This is a genomic window from Phytoamicus setariae (assembly GCF_016722925.1).
Taxonomy (GTDB): Bacteria; Pseudomonadota; Alphaproteobacteria; order Rhizobiales; family Rhizobiaceae; genus Rhizobium_E; species Rhizobium_E setariae.
The window spans coordinates 207,385-230,058 of the sequence record NZ_JAEQNC010000006.1 but is presented as its reverse complement, the minus strand read 5'-3'; the positions used below and the strand labels follow the sequence as shown (position 1 = coordinate 230,058).

The window sequence follows — 22,674 nt, the reverse complement described above, 5'->3', positions numbered from 1 at the left end:
AGCGCCCGACAGCGCATCAGATAAAACCTCAGGCGCCGTGGCGCTCGAGAAACTCTTCCGCGCTCAACGCCCTGAAGGCATCGAGGTTTGCACGGATTTTCGCATGGTCCCAGTCCCACCAGGCGAGCGCTTCGAAACGTTCAGCGATCTCACGGGAAAAGCGTTCTCGGATCTTTCGCGCCGGCACGCCGCCCACGATCGTGTAGGGCTCGACATCCCTGTTGACGACGGCACCGGCGCCGATGATTGCCCCATTGCCGATGCGGACGCCGGGAAGAACGGTCGCACCATGACCGATCCAGACATCGTGGCCTATCGAGACGAAATTCTCCCGTCGGCGCGCAAAGAACTCCGTGTCTGTGCCGGCATCCGGCCAATAGTCGCCGGAACGGTAAGTGAAGTGATGCAGGGTGGGACGGGTGATCGGATGATTGGTCGCGTTGATGCGGACATTGGCAGCAATGTTGGCGAACTTGCCGATCCGGGCGCACCAGATCATGCCGTATTCCATCACATAGGAATAATCGTCCAGGGTGGACTCGGCGATCCGGCAATGTTCGGTGATTTCGGTGTAGATACCCAGCCGGCTTTCGGTGACGGTCGCGGTCGAGTGGATGAAGGGCTCTCGGCTCAACCTGGTCATGCCGCGGCCTTTCGCGAGGAGAACGTCGATACGTCGACAATCCTGTCGGCGATCCGGTTGCGCACATCTTCGTCGTGGAAGATGCCGAGCAGAGCGACGCCCTTGGCTTTCTTCTCGTTGATCATGTCGACGACGACAGACCGGTTGTGGGCATCCAGCGATGCGGTTGGTTCGTCCAGCAGCAGCACTGGATGGTCGGTGATGAAGCCGCGCGCAATGTTGACGCGCTGCTGCTCGCCGCCGGAGAAGGTGGCGGGCGGCAGTTGCCAGAGGGCTTCCGGCAGGTTGAGCCGCGCCAGCATGGCCGCAGCGATTGCTCGAGCCTCCTCAATGGACTGGCCGCGCGCGGTCAGCGGTTCGGCGACGATGTCGAGAGCCGCCACACGTGGCACTGTGCGCAGGAACTGGCTAACATAGCCGAGCGTTTCCCGGCGGATCTCCAGCACCAGCCGCGGGTCGGCCTTGGCAAGATTGACCGGCTCACCGCGGTGAATGAAAAGGATTTCGCCCTGATCCACGCCATAGTTGCCGTAAATCATCTTGAGGATCGAGCTTTTGCCGACGCCGGACGGGCCGCCGAGCACGACGCACTCACCGGCATTGACCGTGAGCGCCGCATTCTCCACCACGGGGAGCTTCAGGCCGCCGCGCAGGTGCATGGTGAATGTCTTGGCCACGTTGGTGACCATAAGGGGAGGGAGCATGATGTGCTTTCCTGTTTAACTGAGGCGGAGCCTGCTCACGCCTGCAGGATCGATGAAACGAGCAACTGTGTGTAGGGTTCGCGCGGGTCGTCGAGGACGCGGTCGGTAAGTCCCTGCTCGATGACATGGCCGTCCTTCATCACCATCATCCGATGCGAGATCAGGCGGGCTACGGCGAGGTCATGGGTCACGATGATGACTGACAACCCGAGATCCTGAACCAGGCCGCGCAACAGGTCGAGCAGACGCGCCTGGACCGAAACGTCGAGGCCACCCGTCGGCTCGTCCATGAAGACGAGGCGGGGAGAGGTCACCAGATTGCGGGCAATCTGCAGTCGCTGGCGCATGCCGCCGGAAAAGGCGCGCGGCTGGTCGTCGATACGGTCTTGGGCTATTTCGACCCGGCTCAGCCAGTCTGTGGCCGCTGCGCGGATCGAACCGTAGTGACGATCACCGACCGCCATCAGGCGCTCGCCGACATTGGCGCCGGCTGACACCGACATTCTCAACCCGTCAGCCGGGTTCTGGTGCACGAAGCCCCAGTCCGTACGCATCAGCAGGCGTCGTTCAGCCTCGCTCATGCGGGCAATGTCACGCATTGCGCCATCGCGCATCCGGTACTGGATCATGCCGGCATCCGCCGTCAGGCGCGTCGACAGGCTGTTGAGCAAGGTCGTCTTGCCCGAACCGGATTCGCCGACGATGGCCAGCACTTCACCGGGCCAGAGGTCGAACGAGACGTTTGTGCAGCCGATGCGGCCACCGTAGAATTTCGACAGACCCTGAACCTTCAGAAGGGGTAGGTTTTCCATCATGCAGCCTCCTCGGTGCAGGTGTAGCCTTGCTCGCGTCGGGTCTCACAGTGATCGGTGTCTGAACACACGAACATGCGGTTGCCCCGGTCGTCGAGGATCACTTCATCGAGATAGACATTGCGCGCGCCGCAGAGCGTGCACGGCTTCTCGAACGACTGGATGGTGAAGGGATGGTCGTCGAAATCGAGGCTGACAACATCCGTGTAGGGCGGTACGGCGTAGATGCGTTTTTCGCGGCCGGCGCCGAAGAGCTGCAGGGCCGAGGAACGGTGCATCTTCGGATTGTCGAATTTCGGGATGGGCGAGGGGTCCATGACATAGCGGCCCTCGATCTTCACCGGGTAGGCGTAGGTCGTGGCGATCTCGCCGTTCTTGGCGATATCCTCGTAGAGTTTTACATGCATGAGGCCGTATTCCTCCAGCGCATGCATCTTGCGGGTTTCGGTCTCGCGCGGCTCGAGAAAGCGCAAAGGTTCCGGAATCGGCACCTGGTAGACCAGCGTCTGGCCAGCCTTCAGCGCTTCCTCCGGTATGCGGTGGCGCGTCTGGATAATCGTCGCATCGGTGGTCTTGGTCGTGACGGCGACATTTGCGACCTTCTGGAAGAAGGCCCGGATCGAGACTGCATTGGTCGTGTCGTCGGCACCCTGGTCAATCACCTTGAGCACATCGTCAGGCCCGATGATGGCCGCTGTGACCTGCACGCCGCCGGTGCCCCAGCCATAGGGCATCGGCATTTCGCGGCTAGCGAACGGGACCTGGTAACCGGGAATGGCAATTGCCTTGAGGATCGCGCGGCGGATCATCCGCTTGGTCTGCTCGTCGAGATAGGCGAAGTTGTAGGCAGTAGTGGTTTCGAGGCCGGTCATTCTGCGGCTTCCTTCCGTACGATGTCATCGACCGCGCCGGCTTTCATGGCCTCGTATTCGACGCGCATGCGGCGTACGAGATCCAGTTCCGCCTGGAAGTCGACATAGTGGGGCAGTTTCAGATGCTCGACGAAGCCGGTCGACTGGACGTTGTCGGAGTGCGAGATGACGAACTCCTCGTCCTGCGACGGGGCCACGACATCCTCTTCGAATTCACGCGCACGCAGGGCCCGATCGACGAGCGCCATGGCCATCGACTTGCGTTCGCTCTGGCCGAATACCAGACCGTAGCCGCGGGTGAATTGCGGTGGCTGCTTGGCCGAACCCTTGAACTGGTTGACCATCTGGCATTCCGTCACCTGAATGCGGCCGATGGACAGGGAAATGCCGAGTTCCGGCACGTCGATCTCGATGTCGACCTCGCCGATGCGAATCTCCCCGGCAAACGGATGGGTGCGGGCGTAACCGCGCTGGGTGGAATAGCCGAGCGCCAGCAGGAAGCCTTCATCACCGCGGGCAAGCGCCTGAAGGCGGGAATCGCGTTCCATGGGGAATTCCAGCGGCGTGCGGGTGATGTCGCCGGTCAGGTGACCAGCCGGCATCTGGCCATCAGCCTCGATCAGGTTTTCATGGGCCAGGATTTCCGAAACCCGGAGGACCGCCGCATCGTCGGATTCCTTCTCCACCGGCTGGCCCGGCTCGCTGTCTCCAGCCAGTGACGGATCGATCAGGCGGTGGGTATAGTCGAAGGTGGGGCCGAGCAACTGGCCACCAGGCAGATCCTTGTACGTCGCAGAAATCCGGCGCGTGACCAGCATCTTGCCGGTGTCGATCGGCTTGGAATAGCCGAAGCGTGGCAATGTCGTGCGGTGCGCGCGAACGATGAAGATCGCCTCGATCATATCTCCGCGCGTTTGCTTGAGGGCAATCGCGGCAAGCTCGCGATCATAGAGGGAGCCTTCCGCCATCACTCGGTCGACGGCGAGCGTCAGCTGCTCCATGATCTGCTCGATGGCGATGGTGGGCAGGTTGCGATCGCCGCGCCGTTTGTCGGCGAGAAGCGTGTGTGCGTTGGCAATGGCGGTTTCACCGCCCTTTACGGCAACATACATGATCAGTTTCTCCCTCTGCGGATGCGGGTCGTTCGCGGCAGGCACAGCATGTTCTTTCCGGCGCTCAGGATGAGATCGACGCCGCGCGGATAAAGTGCGCCATTCGCGCGCCAGAGATCCTCAAAACTGTCGGGCAGGCCGACCGGCGCGATGGTCGCCTCGGTCTCGATTCCCGGTCCCTCGAGCACATAACCATGCTCGCCACCGGAGAGTGCCGGTAGTTCAAGCACGATGGTTGCGGAGCGATCGGGGTATTCCTGCGTGCCCGCCGAGAAGGTGGAAAGCGGCGGAAGGCAGCTCGTGACATCTAGAAAGGCAAGATGGGCTTCCGTGCGATCGTCTGTGACCAAAGCACCCGTCTGGAAAGCCAACCATGCCGGCAATGCCGCTTCAACCAGCGGCATCGACAGGTAGACTGGTGTGTCGTGGTCGCAAAGAGCAAGGGCGATTGCGCCAGCCGCAACACCCATGGCGGCCGGGGGCGCAACATTCACGTCGAGCACCTGCAGGCTGCCCGGCTGGGCCATGCCGTCCATCAGCGCCTTGAAGACCGCCTGCGACTGAAATACGGGACTGTCGAACCCGCCGACATAGGCTGTGTTCTGGTAAGCCATCAATCGTCTCCCCGAACCATAGTAAAGAATTCAACCTTGGTCGCCGCCGTGCGCCGTTTTTCGCGCGCATCCTCGTCAGCAAGGCGATCCGACACACGCAGCACCAGGTCATCGACCGCGCCGGCCAGTTCCGGGCGTTGCGCAAGGGCATCGAACAATGCGATTAGCTCAGCGCTTTTCCGGGAGAGACCCAGGACGTGGCCATGGCCGATCTCGCCGGTTTCAAGACGGATCGTGGCACGGCTGACCGACGTCTCGCCGAGATTGAATGGGGAACCGCCGCCACCGATGCGGCCGCGCACCATCACCAGGCCGGTTTCGGGGCCGCGCACCGCAGTAAAATCGGGAGGATTACCCAGTGCAGACCACGCCGCAGCGAGCTCTTTCTCATCGGCTCGCGCCAGGACTTCCATGGTCCGGCGTCGCCTCTCCAGGCCTTCGTCCAGGCGTCTTTCCGTTGACATTATCTTTACTCCAGATGTCTATTGGTCTAGATAACTAGACATATTGCATCTGTTAGATCAGCCACGTGACAGGCATGTGACATGAACGAAAATTACGTGATCGACCGCCATAGCGGCATCTCAGCCTGGAAACAGATTGCCGATGCAATCAGCAGGTCGGTGCTTGCCGGAGATTTTGACGAAACCGGCATGGTGCCGCCGGAAACCGTTCTGGCGCAACGCTTCGGCGTCAATCGCCATACCGTCCGTAGCGCCATCGCAGCGCTTGTCGAAGAGGGGATGCTGAGCCGGGTGCAGGGACGCGGCACAATGATAAAGCGGCGTGAAAAGCTGGTGTTCCCGATTGCGCGGCGCGCCCGATTTTCGGAGGGATTGGCAAAACAGGCAAACGAGATCGCGATGACCGTCATCGGCTCGGAACAGTCCGTCGCGCCAAAGGATGTGGCACATGCATTGCGATTATCGGATGAGGAACTGGGCTTGCGTGTTCAGATCGTCAGTTTTGCCGATCAGCAAGCAGTATCCTATGCAACAGCCTGGTTTTCCGCCACGCGGTTCCCGGATATGGCTACACTTATCGCGCATCACCGCTCGGTGACACGCGCATTTGCGGAACAAGGTGTTGCCGACTATATCCGGCTTTCGACCGAAGTCGCAGGGCGCCTGGCTACGGCAGAGGAAGCGTCCCATCTGAGAATCGGCGCAGGTTCGGTCGTGCTAGAAGCCACGTCGGTCAATACGGATCTCGTACAGATGCCGATCCAGTACTCCCGGACGATCTTTGCGGCCGATCGGATCGCACTACGGTTCGATACGCAGTAGTCTTGCCAACAAACATGCCGATGCTATGCGAACGCTGCAGCCTTAGTCGTGACGTTCGAACGGATCCGACAATGCGGCCTCCGGCCGGCTGATGGGATATTTGATCGTAGAGACGCGAGCCGCCATGCGCTTGGCGCCGAGATCCTTCAATTGCTGGCGAAAACTGCTGTGCATGCCGCCATCGGCATACGCACTGGCATAGGAGGTCACGACTTCAGGCGTCTTGTGTTCCTGTGTGGTCGACGCCGTCAGCAAGCTGGAATCGGTCTGGTTGATGTCGGCCGGACAAGCGGCGAGTGGATCGGTCGGCTCGCCGCTTGGAAAATTCTTGTTCACGACATAGCGACCGCCGCAGGTTGAAATCTTGAGTTCCTGCTTTGTGCGACCAAAGCTGTCGTAGCCCACCTTGAGGTCGCGCCAGAACGCCATGTTCGGGTCGCCGGTGTGGCGGCTCATGTTGGCTGTGCTCATGCGGAAGGGATAGGCCTGTACCTGAAACTGCTGCTGACCGCTCCGCAATGCCTTGTTGGCAAGAGCATAGATTTCGGACACGCCCTGATCGGACATCGCATAGCAGCCCGAGGACGAGCAAGCGCCATGCACCATCAACGCTTCGCCTGAATACCCCAGTGCATCTTCGAGACGATTTGGATATCCCAGATTGAACGAGAGATAATACTGCGATTTCGGGTTCAGCATGCCTGTCGACACCTGATAGAACCCTTCCGGAGCCTGCCGGTCGCCGTTTTTCTTTTTCGGCCCAAGCTTGCCGGACCAACGGCAAATCGGGTACGTCTTGAAAAGCGCATACTGGCCAGACGCTTTTTTCTTCCAGACCTCGAGTTCGCTTTCTTCCTTGAAAATACGCACGAGTACTGCGTCCTGCTCGCGAAAGCCCTTGGCCTTCACCTCCCGGGCGAGTTTGGGGGAAATTGCGGTGGACGGAGCGAGGTCATCGAGGCTAGCAGTCGTGCAGCCTGATCCGACCACCAATCCCAAAAGAGCCAGTACACTCAGCGCCGACTTTTTGGCGCGCGGCAGGGATGAACTGTTGGAATAGGGCATCGCTATGGCTTTCGAAATTTCCGTCACAGATCTGATCGGTTGCGTTTGGCTTTTCCACTCGGTGCCGAACAGTTCAGTCTATCTGCACATGACCGTCCTGCATCATCAGCCTGAACGGTTACCGAAAAATTAACGCCCGGAGCCATCGTTCTATAGCGAAACAGACTTGCCGGTACCTGACTTCTTCTGGCGGATGGGGTGGGATTCGAACCCACGGTACGGTTTCCCGCACGCCGGTTTTCAAGACCGGTTCCTTAAACCACTCGGACACCCATCCAGCACATGGTATTTGCTTGCCATTACACTGGCGCGAAACCCTAATCGGAAATCGGAGCCCCCAAGCAAGCAACATTCGAGCGCGAACGCCTTTTACCAGCTTTGATGATCACGTCAACCGGGCCAGCAGACTTCGTTGAGGCCATCAAAACAACTGCGCTCCGACCGATCGCTCGAAATCCGGGGCGCATTTAATCCAAAAACATGCCTTATCAGCTCTTGAGCTTGGCATTGCAGAGGCTGTAATAGCCGCCGCCCTTCTGAATCCACTTCAGGCCGTTGAGCGTGTTGTTCTTCTTGTTTTCGTGATAGGCATCCACGCAGGTGTGCAGGCGTGCCTTGCCGGCCGTTTCAGACGAATACTTGGCAGAGACCTTCGAGGGGAACATTACGCCCCTCGGTGCCTTGGCTGTCGGCTTGGCGGGCTCCTCGTTGCTGTCAAGCGAGACCTCCGGTTCGGCCGTTGCATCATCGCCGCAGAATTTGGTTCGGAAATCATTCCACTTCAGACCCTGGTCGGAACCATCAGCTTTCGCGGTCTTGTACTTGGCGCTGCACTCTTTCATGGTCAGCGCGTTGGCAGGCTGGCTGAAAGCCAAGGCCGCGAGCACCACACCGCATGCAGAGAGAAGGAGTTTCGTCGACATTCTCTTACCTCTTGTCAGATTGGACCGGGATATTCCGGCCTGTTGAGTGGTGGGCTGTCAGGAATCGAGCTGCCCGTTCGGACTTGCCTTGTCGACCGCATCAGGCAGCTGCTGCGAAAGCACGCTTGCCACCTGATTGATATCGATCCCGAGCGAAGCAGCCAGATTCGCCAGTTGCTCATTTCCCAAAGCGGCCTTTATCTGCTCCGCCGAGATCGGGAGATTGCCGCTATTGCCAAGCCATGACGAGACCTGCTCACCCAGGCCAGCCTGTTGCAACTGATTGAGTATCTGTGCCATGCCGCCAGAGTTGCCCAAGGCTTGTTGCGCGAGAGACATCAGGTCGATCTGTTTTCCAGCCATTGCATCGCTAATTAGGTTGCCGATGTTGTCCAGCAGACTCATGTTCAATCCTCCGTCTACGTGGTTCACACCCCGATCTCGGATATTAGCCATTGCCCTTTGGCTGTCAATAACACAACCCTGAGATGGTGCCAGTAGCAGCGTTAATGTTGGAGCGCTGAAGGGTGCCAATTCCCCCGCCGGTTAACCCTTTGAAAACCATAACATTCGAAATTCCGTCCCATTTGCGGAAACCGTTCGCAATTCCGCCTAGTTGTTGGCATCATTTTCACCAAGTGTGGTTAATGAGGGTGCGTTCGCCGGGCGGCGTGGACGCCCTCATGACGGAATGAAAGAAACAGCGGCGCGGGACGCATGAAAAAAAACAACAATGCAGCACTCTGGGGGCGAGGGGCAAAGTGGCTTCTTCTCGGGCTCATGTGCGCGACAGTCGCATCCTGCGGCACGTCGACGAAACGCCAGACGACCAAGCGCAGCAAGGAATACTTTTCCGAGAAGGAATATGGTGTCAAGGCCAGCCCGCGCGTGTATACCGGGCGCAACGTACCCAAGGGTGGCGGCCGCGACATCGTCGGCAAGCCTTATCAAGTCAAGGGCAAGTGGTACGCGCCGAAGGAAGACAAGAAGTACGACAAAGTCGGCACTGCCTCCTGGTACGGCTCCGCCTTTCACGGCCGGTTGACCGCCAACGGCGAGGTCTACGACCAATACCATCTCTCTGCCGCCCATCCGACGTTTCCGCTGCCGAGCTATGCGCGCGTGACCAACGTGGCGAGCGGCGACTCTGTCATCGTACGCGTCAATGATCGCGGTCCTTATCATCCTGGGCGTATCATCGACCTTTCCAACAAAGCCGCCGACATGCTGGACCTGCAGCATCACGGCACCGGCGTGGTGCGGGTGCAATATGTTGGCAGGGCGCGCATGGACGGGCGCGACATGCCGTTCCTGATGGCTTCATTCTCGCGCAAGGGCGATCGCATCAAGCGCTTCAACCCACAGGGCGAAATTGCCACCGGCGTCATGGTCGCATCAAACGAGAAGCGCTTGAAAGTTCCGGACAACACGCTGCAGGCACAGGTCGAATATCATTCCGCTGCAACAGCGCTACAATCGACCGCCGATCCTGCTGCTTTGCAGGCCCTGGCCGAGTTCGAGCAGTTCGTCATGTTGCCTGAGTTCGGCCCGTATCCCGCGGACCGCCCGGTTGTCTACGAGAGCAACAACGGTGCTCTGTCGGCATATGTCGAAGCTCGAATCAACGAAGCCAGCAGCCCTTTTGAAGTCATTCTCGCGTCCAATGAACAGTTGACACCGGAGAGCATTCGCCAGTCGGAGTTGCGTAGGAACATCGCAAGCCAGTAGGCGACGAATTCACTCCGGACTTGTTGCAGCAGCAATTTCAGTTCATTATTGCCATGCAAACATTTCCCAGGGAGAGAATTTGCCGACCTTCGTAAGACATTTTGTCGTCGTTTTCTGGCTGCTTGCAGGGTTTGCCCCGGCGTCGGGCGCCTTGGCACAAACGGCGCTGTTTGAAACGAAGGCAAAGCAACTCTTCCTTATCGAGGACAGTACGGGCACTGTCCTGCTAGCCAAGGACGAGGATGCGCTCATCCCACCAGCTTCGCTGGCCAAGCTTTTCACCGCCGAATATGTCTTCAATGAACTTCAGCAGGGTCGACTGCGTCCGGATGCCCAGTTCAAGGTTTCCGAGTATGCCTGGCGCACGGGAGGCGCATTGTCGCGCACCTCGACGATGTTTGCGGCGCTCAATTCCAGTATCATGGTCAGCGATCTGCTACAGGGCGTCATCGTCCATTCTGCCAACGATGCTTGTATCATCCTCGGTGAGGGGCTCGCCGGCACGGAAGCGGCATTCACCGAACTGCTGAACAAGCGTATCGCAGAACTTGACCTGCAAAAATCGGTACTTGGCAACTCCAATGGGCTGCCTAATCCGGCGAATAAGACATCGATGCGCGATCTCGTTACGATTGCCCGGCATATTCACACGCAGTATCCAGACTATTTCAAGCTTTACTCGCAAGCCGACTTCGAATGGAACAAGATCAGGCAGCGCAACAAGAATCCTTTCGTAGCCATGAATATCGGGGTCGATGGCATGGCTGTGGGTTTTGCCGAGGGATCCGGTTATGCCGTCGTCGCAACGGTCCAGCGCGACGGAACGCGCCTGTTCCTTGCCATGAGCGGGCTGAGCAGCGACAAGGAGCGTAGCGAGGAAACGCGAAGGGTACTCAATTGGGGCTTGACGAGCTTCGTACGGCACACCGTTTTCAGCAAGGGTGAGGTTGTCGCGGAAGCTCCGGTTTTCGGCGGCGATTCAAGCCACGTGCCGCTGCAGGCAGATGCGAATGTCGATATCTATGTCCCGGTGGACAATCCCGACAGAATTCGCGCAAGGATAACGTATACGTGGCCCTTGAAGGCGCCAATTGCGCCCGGCCAGCGCATAGGCACGATGACCATTAGCGTGGGTGAACGCCCTGTCAGTGATGTCGCCGTACACGCGGTGCGGGCGGTAGGGACTGGCACGCTAACCTCCAAAGCCTTTGACGGCTTGAAGGAATTGTTGTTTTTCTGGCTGTGACAGTGTAGCCGCGAGATAGCGTCAGACATTTGATGACGCCCGGATTTTGAACGGACAGGCTGGTGCGATCTAAACAGGGTCTCTTTGTGACATTCGAAGGCGGCGAGGGGACTGGCAAGAGTACCCAGATCCGACTGCTCGCCGATCGTCTCCGCCGCCAAGGCATAGATGTGCTGGTGACCCGCGAACCGGGCGGCTCTCCAGGCGCCGAAGCCGTGCGCCACGTGCTGCTGTCGGGTGCTGCCGAGGAATATGGAACCCGCATGGAGGCTATGCTCTTTGCGGCCGCGCGAAACGACCATGTGGAAGAGGTCATCCGTCCGGCCCTGCAAAGCGGCGCAGTCGTACTTTGCGACCGGTTCATCGATTCGTCCCGGGTCTATCAGGGTATTACGGGCAACCTCGAGCCTGACTTCATCAAGAATCTGGAGCGCATTGCAGTCAATGGCGTCATGCCGGATTGCACCATCATTCTGGATCTGCCTGCCGTTGAAGGGCTCCGGCGCGCCAAGGCGAGGGCGGAGATGGGAAATGGGCCGCAAACGCCTGACCGCTTCGAAAAGGAAGAACTCGACACTCACGAGAAGCGCCGCGAGGCCTTTCTCGACATCGCGGACCGAGAGCCTTTGCGCTGCCGGGTCGTCGATGCATCCGGGCTGGCGGAGCATATCGCCGACAGAGTGTTGTCCATCATCGAACCGCTGCTGCCCATCCATTCTTCCAGGGTCAAGGAGACCGGCAGCGCGTGAGCAATGAAGTTCAGAGCCAGGTGCTCGACGGGGCGATTGCACCGGCGGAAAACACCAACCTTTTCGGCCACGACGCGGCCCAGAGCTTTCTTGCGCAAGCATACGGTTCGGGCAAAGGCCATCACGCCATCCTGATCGAGGGCCCCGAGGGTATCGGGAAGGCGACGCTGGCGTTTCGTTTCGCCAATCATGTATTGAAACACCCCGAGCCGACGGAAGCACCGACGCAGATGGAAATGCCGGACCGGGATTCACCGATATTCCGCCAGATCGCTGCCGGTGCATCTCACAATGTGCTGCATATCAGCAGGCCAACCGATCCCAAGACGGGCAAACTCAAGTCCATCATCACGGTCGACGAGATCCGCAGGGCTGGAAAGTTCTTTTCGCAGACATCCGGCACCGGCAATTGGCGCATCGTCATTCTCGACACCGCTGATGATATGAACCGCAGTGCCGCCAACGCCATCCTCAAAATCCTGGAAGAACCGCCGCGTCGCTCGCTGTTTCTTGTCTTGTCGCACGCGCCGGGCAAGCTTTTGCCGACCATCCGCTCCCGTTGCCTGCCATTGATGTTGCGGCCGCTGGACGAACCCGATCTGATCGCCGCGCTCGGCCATCTCAACATCAACGTCCCCCCCGGACAACGCGACAGGGTTCTGGCGCTTGCTGGCGGAAGCGCCTCTCAGGCGATCAAACTGGTGAATTATGGTGGGCTTGAAATTCTCGATGTATTCGATGCGATCCTCAAACAGCAAGGACCGGCGCAACGCAAGGCAATGCACAAACTCGCCGACGCGGTAACGCAAAAAGACCACGATACGCTCTACCAGTTCTTCCTCGACCATCTCGGTCAATTCGTCACCGAGCGGGCGCGCGAGGCTGCACTTGCCAACGACATAAACGCGGCTTACGCGCTGTCGATGCTGCAGCGGACGATTACAGACCGGTTCAACATTTCGGACGCCTACAATCTCGACCGAAAGCAGACAGTGCTGACCACTCTCGGCGAGTTGGCTGCCGCCATTTGATCCTGCGGCTGACTTCCCATACGCTCAGGGAAGTCAAAGCGACCTCAACTCAGGACCAACTTCAACGCGACCAGCGCAAGGGTGATGGCGAGAATCGGGCGAATGATCTTGTCGGGCATCCTGGGCGCGAGGTGGCTGCCGATGATGATTCCAGGTATCGAGCCGATCAACAGCGAGACCAGCAATGCCCAATCGATCTCGCCGATCATCCAGTAGCCAATGCCGCCGACAAGGGTCAGCGGCACTGCGTGCACGATATCGGAGCCCACGACGTCACGGATCTGCAGTCGGGGATAGAGGATCAGAAGAATTGTAACGCCGAGCGCGCCTGCACCGACCGAAGTGAGCGTGACGAGCGTGCCGAGCACCAGGCCAAGAACCACGGTCGCAGTGCTGACCGTCCTTTCGCTGATCGGCTTATGGTGTTTTCGCCATTCCGCGACCCGAGCCACGATCTGCGATCGGAAAACCAGCAGAAAGGCGGTCAGGAACAGCATCCAGCCCAAAGCATACGTAATGAGCGACACGGCCGCGATGCTCTTGCGATCGACGCCAGACATCAGGAACAGTGTGATGAGCGCTGCCGGCACACTGCCCATCGCCAGCAACTTTACGATGCGCCAGTTGATCGTCTTGTTGGCCCCGTGCACGACGGTTCCAGCCGACTTGGTGATCGCGGCATAAAGCAGATCGGTCCCGACTGCGGTCGCGGGATGAACGCCAAACATGACAACCAGCAACGGTGTCATCAGCGAGCCACCGCCCACTCCCGTAATACCGACAAGAATTCCGACAAGCAGTCCCGAAACCGAGTAGAGCGGTTCAAGCAGACTTAGAAATGCCAAATGTAATCCCCTTCAAACATGACAAGATGCCCCCGGTCATGTTCGGCTTCAGATTGCCTCGTCTACGGCAACCACCGGCTACCCACACAGTTTCCGGATATATTTGCGATGCCTTCAAGTCAAGTCAGCGCACCGATCTCAAAGGGAAAGCCAGAGCGTTGTGACCGGCCGCCGCCCATATTCAGGTCTTTGGCCAAAATTTCCACCGAAGCTGTTTCCCTTCCTCGGCATTTGTTCTAGAAGCGCCTGAAGTACCAGAGATAGTTCCAAAAGGCCTTTGCGAATGCGCAACAATTCGCCCTTCTATATCACCACCGCAATCTCCTATCCGAACGGCAAGCCGCACATCGGCCATGCCTACGAATTGATTGCAACTGACGCACTTGCTCGCTTCCAGCGACTGGATGGCCGCCCGGTCCTCTTCCTGACCGGCACCGACGAACACGGCCAGAAGATGCAGCAGACCGCGCGCAACGAAGGCATCACACCCAAGGAACTTGCTGACAGGAACTCTGCGGAGTTTCACCGCATGGGTGCTTTGCTCAATGCATCCAACGATGATTTCATCCGCACGACCGAGCCACGCCACTACGCGGCCGTCCAGCACATATGGACGAAGATGGTCGAGAACGGCGATATCTACAAGGACAGCTATTCCGGTTGGTACTCGGTACGCGACGAAGCCTACTATCAGGAAGGCGAAACAGAAGTCCGCGACGGCGTTCGCTTTGGGCCGCAGGGAAGCCCCGTCGAATGGGTCGAGGAGGAAAGCTATTTCTTCAGGCTGTCTGCCTATGAAGACCGGCTGCTGAAACTCTATGTCGACCAGCCCGACTTCATCGGTCCGGATGAGCGCCGCAACGAGGTCGTCTCGTTCGTCAAATCCGGTCTGAAGGATCTTTCCGTTTCCCGCACGACATTCGATTGGGGTATCCCTGTTCCGGGCGATCCCAAGCACGTGATGTATGTCTGGGTCGATGCGCTGACCAACTACATCACTGCCGCCGGCTACCCCGACACGGACAGCCCGCACTGGAAGTTCTGGCCGGCGACGCATATCATCGGCAAGGACATCATTCGCTTCCATGCCGTATACTGGCCGGCATTCCTGATGTCGGCAGGGATCGCCTTGCCACATCGCGTCTATGCGCATGGTTTCTTGCTCAACAAGGGCGAGAAAATGTCGAAGTCGGTTGGCAATGTCGTCGATCCGTTCGCACTTGTGGAACATTTCGGCTGCGACCAGGTCCGGCATTTCTTCTTGCGGGAAGTGTCGTTCGGCCAGGACGGTTCCTACAGTGAAGAGGCGATCGCCAATCGCATCAACGCCGATCTTTCCGACAATATCGGCAATCTCGCTCAGCGCTCGCTGTCGATGATTGTCAAGAACTGCGACGGTCAGATTCCATCGCCCGGTGCCTTCACCTCGGATGACGATGCCATCATAGAACTTGCGGACCGGACCATAGCCACCGTACGCGAGGAAATGGCGACCCAGCAGATCCACAAGGCGCTTGCCGCCGTCTTCGCGCTGAGCTCGGAGACCAACGGCTATTTCGCCGCCCAGGCGCCCTGGGCTCTTGCCAAGACCGATGTGGCGCGGATGGCGACAGTGCTTTATGTCACGGCCGAGATCGTCCGCCAGATCGGTATCATGCTGCAGCCGTTCGTTCCCGGCTCGGCGTCGAAGCTTCTCGACCTGCTGGCCATTCCGGCCGGCGAGCGGCATTTTTCCTACCTCGGTGAAACCGGCAGGCTGAAAAGCGGCGTTCCACTCGACAAGCCGGAACCCGTCTTCCCGAAATATTTCCCGCCGAAGGAGCAGTAGTCGGGATGCTTATCGACACGCATTGCCATCTGGATTTTCCTGACTTCGATGCGGAGCGCGACGACCTGGTCGGTCGCGCTTCTGATGCCGGCGTCAAGCAGATGATTACAATCTCGACGCTGGTGCATCGTTTTGACCGGATCAAGGCGATCGCGGAAGCCTATCCGCAAGTCTTCTGCTCGGTGGGAACACATCCCAATCACGCGCATGAGGAGCCGGACATTCAAGTCGAAGATCTCGTCCGGCTGTCCGAGCATCCGAAATGCGTGGCGATCGGCGAAGCAGGTCTCGACTACTTCTATGACTATGCGACGCCCGAACAGCAGGCGAGGGGACTGCGGCGACACATCGCAGCTGCCCGCATCACGGGACTACCGCTGGTCATTCATGCCCGTTCCGCCGATGACGACATGGCGACCATCCTGCGCGAAGAGCACGCCAACGGGGCCTTCCCGTTCCTGCTGCACTGCTTTTCATCCGGTGCCGAACTTGCGCGCACGGGTGTTGAACTCGGCGGCTATGTCTCCTTCTCCGGTATATTGACCTTTCCGAAATCGACAGACATCCGGGATATCGCCCGCGACGTTCCGCGCGACCGGCTCCTCGTCGAGACGGACGCGCCATACCTCGCGCCCAAGAAATGGCGCGGCAAGCGCAACGAACCGTCCTATGTCACCAATACCGCTGAAATCCTGGCAGAAACGATCGGCGTCAGCGCGGAGGAGATTGCCGCGATCACCACCGAAAACGCATTCCGGTGCTTCGCCAAAATGACTAGGGTCGCCGCCTGATGGGACGTCGTCGCTTCACCATCCTCGGCTGCGCGTCCTCACCGGGCGTTCCACGCATCACCGGAGATTGGGGGGCTTGCGACCCGAACAATCCGAAAAACCGGCGCAGCCGTACAGCCTTGCTGGTGGAGCAGTTTGCCGAGGACGGTTCCGTCACATCGGTCGCGATCGATACTGGGCCGGATTTCCGCAGCCAGATGATCGCTGTCGCGGCGACCGATCTTCACGCCGTGGTGCTGACACATGCGCATGCCGATCACCTGCACGGCATCGATGATGTCCGCTCCTTCGTCTACAAGAACCAGCACCGGATGCCGGTTTGGGGTGACGCCCTGACAATGGAACGCGTGCTCGAAGGTTTCCGCTACTGCTTCGAAACGCCGGAAGGAAGTTCCTACCCCCCGATCTGCCGTTCAAAGATTATCCCGGATCTCGAAGGGATATTCGAGGTCGATGGGCCAGGTGGCGCCATTCCATTCCTGCCTGTCTGGCAGCAGCATGGCGACAGCCATTCGCTCGGGTTCCGCATCGGCGATTTCGCCTATTGCACCGACGTGAGCGATTTTCCCGATGCATCGGTGGAAAAGCTCAAGGGACTGGATACGCTGGTGATAGACTGCCTGCAATACAGGCGCCATCCCAGCCATCTTTCGCTTGAGCAGGCGATGGGCTGGATCGACAGGCTTCAGCCGAAGCACGCCGTCCTGACTCACATGCATATCCCGCTGGACTACGACATGGTCATGCGAGAAACGCCGGATCACGTTGAGCCGGCGTTTGACGGAATGCGGATCGAAATCGAATACTGACGATCAGAAATACGGCTTCAGCGCCGCGCGGATGCTTTCGAGCGGCGGCTCGGCCGTCGGCGCATCGATCGTTTTTCCGGTAATCATCGCATAGGCATCAAGATAGACCTTGGATGCCTGCGCCACGAGTTCTGCAGGAATCGCGGGAATTTCGTCCTTGTAGGGATCGCAACGCTCGGCAACCCATGCCCGGATGAAGTCCTTGTCGAAGCTTGCCGGTCGAGTGCCGTTGGCAAGCGCCTCCGTATAAGAATCCGCGATCCAGTAGCGGCTGGAATCAGGCGTATGGATTTCGTCGGCGAGAATGATATTTCCCGCCTTGTTGATCCCGAACTCATACTTCGTATCCGCCAGGATCAGTCCACGCTCGGCGCTCATTTCCTGCCCGCGCTTGAAAAGTGCCAGCGCAAATCGGGAAACCACGTTCCACTGCGCTTCGCTCAGGAGCCCTTGCTCAAGAATCTCGGCGCCGGAAAGCGGTTCGTCGTGGCCGCCGTCGAAAGCCTTCGTGGTCGGTGTGATGATCGGCTCCGGAAGCCGCTCGTTATCGCGCATGCCATCGGGCAGCGTGATGCCATACATCGAACGCTCGCCTGCCTTGTACTTTGTCAGGATCGATGTGCTGGTCGTACCGGCGAGATAGCCACGAACCACGATCTCAACCGGCAGGATCTCGAGACGCTCGCCGATCACCACATTCGGATGCGGATAGGCGATGACATGATTGGGGCAGATATCGGCGGTCTTTTCGAACCAGAAACGCGCCGTCTGCGTCAGTACTTGGCCCTTGAGCGGGATCGAGGACAGGATGCGGTCGAAGGCGCTGAGCCGGTCGGTCGCGATGATGATGCGCTTGCCGTCCGGCAGGTCGTAATTGTCTCGCACCTTTCCCTTGTAGTAATTGGGCAATTCGGGAATGAATGCGTCGTCCAGCACAGGGAGAGCGGCCATCGGGTTATCAACCTCGGAAGTTCCAGATGGGGGCGATAAACCAGCGCCTTTCCGAAAGGTCAAGCGACATTCGCGGTTGCGAACAGTTCTGCGCCGGCATCAATGGGTGTTGAGGGTCTTGGGACGGTACATGCCCTTGCTGTCGGGACTGAAATTCTCACTGACAGCCGGGTGCCGAAACGGATCGCCGCTTTCGTCGACGACGAGGTTCTGCTCCGACACATAGGCAACATAGGCAGTTTCGGCATTCTCGGCATAGAGATGATAGAACGGCTGGTCACGCGAAGGCCGTACCTCCGCCGGAATCGAATTCCACCATTCCTCTGTATTGGCAAACTCGGGATCGACGTCGAAAATCACGCCGCGAAATGGAAACACCCGGTGCTTCACAACCTGACCAATTTGATATTTTGCAACTCTTTCACGCATGGGCGAACCTCGAATACACTTTCGAGTAAAATGGTATGAAATCACCAAATTTCAAGAACGTCGATGTGCCACAGCACGACATAATAACATAGCAATTGTGGCAGTGTTATTGTCGGCTTTAGAAATATGGTGCATTTTCCGCCGTGGTTTCTAAATAGGAAGCACAGGTATTCAAGCGCAGGGGTCAGACGTGGTCAATCAATGGGGGCGGGACGGGACATTCTCTTCTGGGGGCGGCCGCTCCGGAAGCAGCGGCGTCCTGATTGCGGCCCTGATCGCCGGAGTGATCGGGGTCGGAGGCGGTTATGCCGGCGCGCGCTATCTCAGCGGCGTCTCAACCGGCGATCTGCAATCGCGCGACAAGATGATCGCAGAACTCCAGCAAACCCTATCCGAAACGAAATTCGACTCCAATGGCTCCGAGACAGAGCAAGTCGCTCTGCGTCAACGCATTGGAGACCTGGAGGATAGGCTTGCATCTGCAAATCGCACCAGAGACGCGTTGCGTGCCGATATCGCAAACCAGGTTCAGAAGGCCAAGGATCAGGCCCAGGCCGAGATTGAGGCGCTGCAGAAAACCCTCGACGAAACAGGCAATCTTTCCGGTGAGCTGGGCCGGGCGCGCAAGTCGCTCAAGGTCGCCGAGCTTCAGATTATAGAGCTCGAGAATACCGTGGACAGACAAACCAAGGAAGTTCGGCGACTGGAGAAGGAAGCTGGCAGCGCCGCCCAGGCGGTGCTTGCGTTGAAGAAGGCCAACGCCGGGCTTCAGGACGAGATTACCGACTTGAAGGAGCAGTTATCGCAAAAAATGACCGATGCCGATGGCGCAGCGCGGAACCGGATTGTTCAACTCCAGAAGGAGGCCGACAGCCTCAAGCAGCAGATGAAGATGATGGCAGCCGACCTTGCGAAGCAAGAGGCTGACGCTCGTTCCGCAAACAAGGATCTCAAGCGCGCCAACGCAACGGTGAGCGACCAGGCGAAGCAGATGGATACTCTGAACGCACGGATTGTCAGGCTGGAAAAGGAGCGGGCGTCGCTGGCTGCGGAAATCGAGACCCTGAAAGCCAAGATTGTTACACCAGATACAACCAAACCGCCGGAGCAGGAGCCTGTCGATAGCGGTAGTGGACGGCGAGATCCGGAGGCGGTGAGGGCGGCGGTTCAGGATCTTCCAGGTTTCGGGAAACTTTCCGCTGACAAGCAGGATAACCTCGTCAACATGCTCGAAAGGGGAGAATGCGTCACCGATTCCCTGCGTGCAACGTATGGTAACGTGCCGAGGGTGCCGCTCAGGAATCTAATTCGCGATCTCGCCAGCAGCTGCTGATCGATCTGGAGGATAAAAATGCGCATACTGAAAAAGATTGCCCCTGCACTGATTTTGGCCCTGGCGTTTTGCCTGCCTGCAAATGCTGCGGAAATAGAAAAGAGCATCATGACCGGCGGCGCCAAGGGCACCTATATCAAAATCGGTCGCGATATCGCCGCTCTGGGCAGGGAGTGCGGCCAGACATTGAATGTCGTGGAAAGCGCCGGCTCGCTCGAGAATTTTATCGGCGTAAGGAATCGCAAGAACACCCAATTTGGCATCGTGCAGAACGACGTCCTTGAGTATCTCAAGACATTCGAAGCCAACGATGCGGAAATCCAGAAGGCAGTCAAGGGCGTCCGGATCATGTTCCCTCTCTACAACGAGGAGGTTCACATTCTGGCCAAGTCCGACGTTCCCAGCCTTGAGGGACTCGCCGGCAAAAAAGTCGCGATCGGCGTCAAGGACAGCGGTACCTATCTGACTGCGACGCTGATCATGGATATCCTGCAGATCAAGGGTGTCGAAAAAATCGCCATCAATCCCGACGAGGCGCTGCCGAAACTGCAAGCGGGCGAAATTGATGCGCTGTTCTATGTCGCGGGCGCTCCCGCTGCCCTTTTCCAAGGCGATGCCATAGACGGCTCGAAATTCCATCTGCTGCCGATTACCGAAGCACCGCTGCTTGCCACATACATCCCCTCGCGGATCGATGCGGGCACGTATGACTTCCAAAAGAGTGCGGTCGACGTTGTTTCGGTCAAGGCCGTGCTGATGACCTACGACTACGACAAGAAGCGCAACGCCTATCATCGTGACAGTTGCAAGGCCGTCGCCGATTTTTCCAGCCTGATCCTCAACAACCTTGAGGCCCTACAGCGTACCGGCCATCCGAAATGGAAGAACGTGGATCTCACGGCGCTTCCACCCGGCTGGAAGGTGGGCGTGTGCGTCAAGGAAGGCATGGCAATGGACTACAAGCCCGCGTGCATCGCAAAAGCGACCCCCGCGAGCGACGAAAGCGGCGAAAATGACGAATACCTTAATCTTCTGAAGCAGCGCCTCAAGAAGTAGACGAGACCTTCCGCCATCGGATCATGGACAGGCGATGTCCCGTGCCGCGAAATTTGCGGCACGGGAGATTTGCATGCATCCGAGTCAAGTCGATGCCGCAATTGGACTTGATACGACAATAGAAATACACGATACATTTTTATTCTGATTTCCTAGGAATTTGTAGCATTCATTTCGCCCGGAGGTAACGGCAGTTGAGCGGTTCGGTGATCTTCATCAATCTGGCGGGTGCTGTCGCTCTGCTGCTCTGGGCAACGCGGATGGTGCGGACCGGCATCGAGCGCGCCTATGGCGACTTCATGCGGCAGCGCTTGAGACACGCCCTTTCCAACCGATTCAGCGCCGCTACCGCCGGCTTCTTCCTGGCGATCGCCCTGCAAAGCGCCACCGCAGTCGCGCTTATCATTTCCGGTTTTGTCGCCAGTGGCTATGTCACGACAGGACTCGGGATAGCAACTCTGCTTGGCGCAGATCTGGGATCTGCTTTTGTGACCCGACTGCTGCGCCACGACCTTTCGCTGCTGGTGCCGATCCTGCTGATCGGGGGCACCATCGGCTTTCGGACGACGTCCAGACGCTGGCGGGAAATGGGGCGAATCCTGTTCGGCCTGGGCCTCCTGCTGCTTTCGCTGCGGTTGATTGGCGAGGCATCCACGCCGCTCAAGGAAAGCCATATCCTGCCAGTGATCATCGGCTATCTCAGCCAGGACTGGATTACCGCCTTCTTGCTTGCAGCACTTCTTGCCTGGGCGTTCCACTCAAGCGTTGCCGCAATATTGCTGTTTGCCTCGCTTACCGAGCAGGGGCTGGTTCCATCGGTGCTGATCATTCCGTTCGTACTCGGGATCAATTTCGGCGGTGCCGTAATTGGCGCTGCCCTTACGCGTAACGAAGAAAAGGCCGCGCGGATCGTGCCGCTCGGCAACGTCATGATCCGCGGGTTCGGTATGATCGCCTGCCTGGTCCTGCAGTTTGCGCTGCAGATCAAGCCGGAGATGTTCTTCGAACACTCCGGTGACGCCGTTGTCTGGGTCCACGTGATCGTCAATGCGGCCGTGGTGATCATCGGCCTGCCTTTCGTCAATGCCATTGCCCGTGCTCTGGTGCGGATGCTGCCGGAATCCCCAAAAGATGATGACAAGCCACTCGAACAGCTAACCGCGCTCAATCCCGCCGACATCAGCAAACCGTGGCGGGCACTCGACAATGCAACACGCGAAGTCGTGGCAATGTGCGACAAAATCGAATTGATGCTGAACCGGATTTTCGTCACCTACGAAAACCCGGACCCGCGAAATCTCGAACTGATCGAAAAGCTCGACGACGAAGTCGATCGCTACAACAGGCAGATCAAGATGTATCTTGCGCGCGTCTCCAGCAACGAACTCGACGAAGACACGGCCCGCCGCCAGCAGGATCTGCTCGGCGCCACGATCAATCTCGAGCAGGTCGGCGACGTGATATCGCAGAACATGCTTGCCAAGGCGAAGAAGAAGCTCGCCCGCAACGCAACTTTTTCCGAAGAAGGGTGGAAAGAATTGTCGGCGATGCACCAACGCGTGCTTCGCAATGCAAGGCTTGCCTTCAACCTGATCGTCAACCGCGATCTCGAGCACGCCCGCCAACTCGTCCACGAGAAGGAAGTCGTGCGAGAAATGGTGCGCGAGAGCGAGGACAAGCACCTTAAACGACTCGGCGGCGGCAATGTTGCCAGCATCGACTCGTCGTCGATCCATATCGACACGATGCGCGACCTCAAGGAAATCAACTCGCTGCTGGTTTCAATCGCCTATCCGGTTCTTTCGCAGGCCGGTCAGTTGAGGACCAGCCGTCTGCTTTAGGTGGCA

General features: G+C 58.5%; 24 protein-coding genes and 1 tRNA gene. 11 read left to right on the top strand and 14 right to left on the bottom strand.

The features are described from left to right. Positions 1–28 precede the first annotated feature (28 nt). Genes JJB09_RS12880 through phnG form a run of 7 tightly spaced genes read right to left on the bottom strand, consistent with a single transcriptional unit; the run spans position 29 to position 5,221 of the window. Complete coding sequence (locus JJB09_RS12880) at positions 29–643, bottom strand: DapH/DapD/GlmU-related protein (RefSeq protein ID WP_201658468.1); 615 nt, start codon at positions 641–643, stop codon at positions 29–31. Beyond that, entirely contained in the window at positions 640–1,347 is a 708-nt protein-coding gene (phnL, locus tag JJB09_RS12875) for a phosphonate C-P lyase system protein PhnL (protein ID WP_201658465.1), read from the bottom strand. Before phnL ends, JJB09_RS12880 begins: the two co-directional genes overlap by 4 nt. A 35-nt stretch (positions 1,348–1,382) precedes the next feature. Further along, complete coding sequence (gene phnK / locus JJB09_RS12870; RefSeq protein ID WP_201658462.1) at positions 1,383–2,159, bottom strand: phosphonate C-P lyase system protein PhnK; 777 nt, start codon at positions 2,157–2,159, stop codon at positions 1,383–1,385. Then, positions 2,159–3,031, bottom strand: a complete 873-nt coding sequence (locus JJB09_RS12865) for an alpha-D-ribose 1-methylphosphonate 5-phosphate C-P-lyase PhnJ (protein ID WP_201658460.1) — start codon at positions 3,029–3,031, stop codon at positions 2,159–2,161. Before JJB09_RS12865 ends, phnK begins: the two co-directional genes overlap by 1 nt. After that, positions 3,028–4,143, bottom strand: coding sequence for a carbon-phosphorus lyase complex subunit (locus JJB09_RS12860; protein ID WP_201658458.1), 1,116 nt, complete (start codon positions 4,141–4,143; stop codon positions 3,028–3,030). Before JJB09_RS12860 ends, JJB09_RS12865 begins: the two co-directional genes overlap by 4 nt. A gap of 2 nt (positions 4,144–4,145) precedes the next feature. Further along, positions 4,146–4,757: a phosphonate C-P lyase system protein PhnH gene (gene phnH / locus JJB09_RS12855; protein ID WP_201658456.1), complete on the bottom strand. Its 612-nt coding sequence runs from the start codon at positions 4,755–4,757 to the stop codon at positions 4,146–4,148. After that, entirely contained in the window at positions 4,757–5,221 is a 465-nt protein-coding gene (phnG, locus tag JJB09_RS12850) for a phosphonate C-P lyase system protein PhnG (RefSeq protein WP_201658454.1), read from the bottom strand. Before phnG ends, phnH begins: the two co-directional genes overlap by 1 nt. An 81-nt stretch (positions 5,222–5,302) precedes the next feature. Here phnG and phnF point away from each other — a divergent pair, with 81 nt between their 5' ends. Further along, positions 5,303–6,043 (top strand): phosphonate metabolism transcriptional regulator PhnF, encoded by a 741-nt coding sequence (phnF, locus tag JJB09_RS12845; RefSeq protein ID WP_210341723.1) that lies wholly within the window; start codon positions 5,303–5,305, stop codon positions 6,041–6,043. 42 nt (positions 6,044–6,085) lie between these two features. On the opposite strand, the gene JJB09_RS12840 is transcribed toward phnF, so the two are convergent. The 4 genes from JJB09_RS12840 to JJB09_RS12825 all read right to left on the bottom strand — a co-directional run bounded on the left by JJB09_RS12840 (position 6,086) and on the right by JJB09_RS12825 (position 8,436). Continuing rightward, complete coding sequence (locus JJB09_RS12840) at positions 6,086–7,108, bottom strand: L,D-transpeptidase family protein (RefSeq protein WP_201658452.1); 1,023 nt, start codon at positions 7,106–7,108, stop codon at positions 6,086–6,088. A 187-nt stretch (positions 7,109–7,295) separates the two neighbouring features. Further along, positions 7,296–7,385, bottom strand: a tRNA-Ser gene (locus JJB09_RS12835). A gap of 211 nt (positions 7,386–7,596) precedes the next feature. Next, the gene (locus JJB09_RS12830) at positions 7,597–8,031 is read right to left on the bottom strand and encodes a hypothetical protein (RefSeq protein ID WP_201658450.1); all 435 of its coding nucleotides are present in this window, start codon (positions 8,029–8,031) and stop codon (positions 7,597–7,599) included. A gap of 57 nt (positions 8,032–8,088) precedes the next feature. Next, positions 8,089–8,436 carry a YidB family protein gene (locus JJB09_RS12825; protein ID WP_201658447.1) on the bottom strand — a complete coding sequence of 116 codons (348 nt, stop codon included), beginning with the start codon at positions 8,434–8,436 and terminating at the stop codon, positions 8,089–8,091. A 312-nt stretch (positions 8,437–8,748) separates the two neighbouring features. On the opposite strand from JJB09_RS12825, the gene JJB09_RS12820 reads away from it, so the two are divergent. The 4 genes from JJB09_RS12820 (at position 8,749) to JJB09_RS12805 (ending at position 12,785) form a co-directional block, all read left to right on the top strand. Continuing rightward, on the top strand, positions 8,749–9,759 hold the full coding sequence (locus JJB09_RS12820) for a septal ring lytic transglycosylase RlpA family protein (protein ID WP_201658444.1): 1,011 nt from the start codon (positions 8,749–8,751) through the stop codon (positions 9,757–9,759). Between the two features lie 79 nt (positions 9,760–9,838). Then, positions 9,839–11,005 carry a D-alanyl-D-alanine carboxypeptidase family protein gene (locus JJB09_RS12815; RefSeq protein WP_201658441.1) on the top strand — a complete coding sequence of 389 codons (1,167 nt, stop codon included), beginning with the start codon at positions 9,839–9,841 and terminating at the stop codon, positions 11,003–11,005. A gap of 62 nt (positions 11,006–11,067) precedes the next feature. After that, complete coding sequence (tmk, locus tag JJB09_RS12810; RefSeq protein ID WP_201658438.1) at positions 11,068–11,754, top strand: dTMP kinase; 687 nt, start codon at positions 11,068–11,070, stop codon at positions 11,752–11,754. After that, on the top strand, positions 11,751–12,785 hold the full coding sequence (locus JJB09_RS12805) for a DNA polymerase III subunit delta' (protein WP_201658435.1): 1,035 nt from the start codon (positions 11,751–11,753) through the stop codon (positions 12,783–12,785). Before tmk ends, JJB09_RS12805 begins: the two co-directional genes overlap by 4 nt. Positions 12,786–12,829: 44 nt before the next feature. Here JJB09_RS12805 and JJB09_RS12800 read toward each other — a convergent pair whose 3' ends face one another. After that, positions 12,830–13,630, bottom strand: coding sequence for a sulfite exporter TauE/SafE family protein (locus JJB09_RS12800; protein ID WP_246748697.1), 801 nt, complete (start codon positions 13,628–13,630; stop codon positions 12,830–12,832). A gap of 283 nt (positions 13,631–13,913) precedes the next feature. On the opposite strand from JJB09_RS12800, the gene metG reads away from it, so the two are divergent. From metG to JJB09_RS12785, 3 genes are read left to right on the top strand one after another with little or no spacing between them, the layout of a single operon-like run. After that, positions 13,914–15,458 (top strand): methionine--tRNA ligase, encoded by a 1,545-nt coding sequence (metG, locus tag JJB09_RS12795; protein WP_201658432.1) that lies wholly within the window; start codon positions 13,914–13,916, stop codon positions 15,456–15,458. 5 nt (positions 15,459–15,463) lie between these two features. After that, positions 15,464–16,249, top strand: coding sequence for a TatD family hydrolase (locus JJB09_RS12790; protein WP_201658430.1), 786 nt, complete (start codon positions 15,464–15,466; stop codon positions 16,247–16,249). Beyond that, the gene (locus tag JJB09_RS12785) at positions 16,246–17,058 is read left to right on the top strand and encodes an MBL fold metallo-hydrolase (protein ID WP_201658904.1); all 813 of its coding nucleotides are present in this window, start codon (positions 16,246–16,248) and stop codon (positions 17,056–17,058) included. Before JJB09_RS12790 ends, JJB09_RS12785 begins: the two co-directional genes overlap by 4 nt. Before the next feature lie 3 nt (positions 17,059–17,061). On the opposite strand, the gene JJB09_RS12780 is transcribed toward JJB09_RS12785, so the two are convergent. Together JJB09_RS12780 and hspQ are read right to left on the bottom strand one after the other, a co-directional pair. Next, positions 17,062–18,009, bottom strand: a complete 948-nt coding sequence (locus tag JJB09_RS12780) for a phosphoribosylaminoimidazolesuccinocarboxamide synthase (protein ID WP_201658428.1) — start codon at positions 18,007–18,009, stop codon at positions 17,062–17,064. Between the two features lie 99 nt (positions 18,010–18,108). Continuing rightward, entirely contained in the window at positions 18,109–18,438 is a 330-nt protein-coding gene (hspQ, locus tag JJB09_RS12775) for a heat shock protein HspQ (RefSeq protein ID WP_201658426.1), read from the bottom strand. A gap of 364 nt (positions 18,439–18,802) precedes the next feature. Here hspQ and JJB09_RS12770 point away from each other — a divergent pair, with 364 nt between their 5' ends. The 3 genes from JJB09_RS12770 (at position 18,803) to JJB09_RS12760 (ending at position 22,668) form a co-directional block, all read left to right on the top strand. Beyond that, entirely contained in the window at positions 18,803–19,771 is a 969-nt protein-coding gene (locus JJB09_RS12770; protein WP_201658424.1) for a coiled-coil domain-containing protein, read from the top strand. A gap of 18 nt (positions 19,772–19,789) precedes the next feature. After that, entirely contained in the window at positions 19,790–20,827 is a 1,038-nt protein-coding gene (locus JJB09_RS12765; RefSeq protein ID WP_210341722.1) for a TAXI family TRAP transporter solute-binding subunit, read from the top strand. A gap of 194 nt (positions 20,828–21,021) precedes the next feature. Next, positions 21,022–22,668 carry a Na/Pi cotransporter family protein gene (locus JJB09_RS12760; protein ID WP_201658422.1) on the top strand — a complete coding sequence of 549 codons (1,647 nt, stop codon included), beginning with the start codon at positions 21,022–21,024 and terminating at the stop codon, positions 22,666–22,668. The last annotated feature ends 6 nt before the right edge of the window (positions 22,669–22,674 follow it).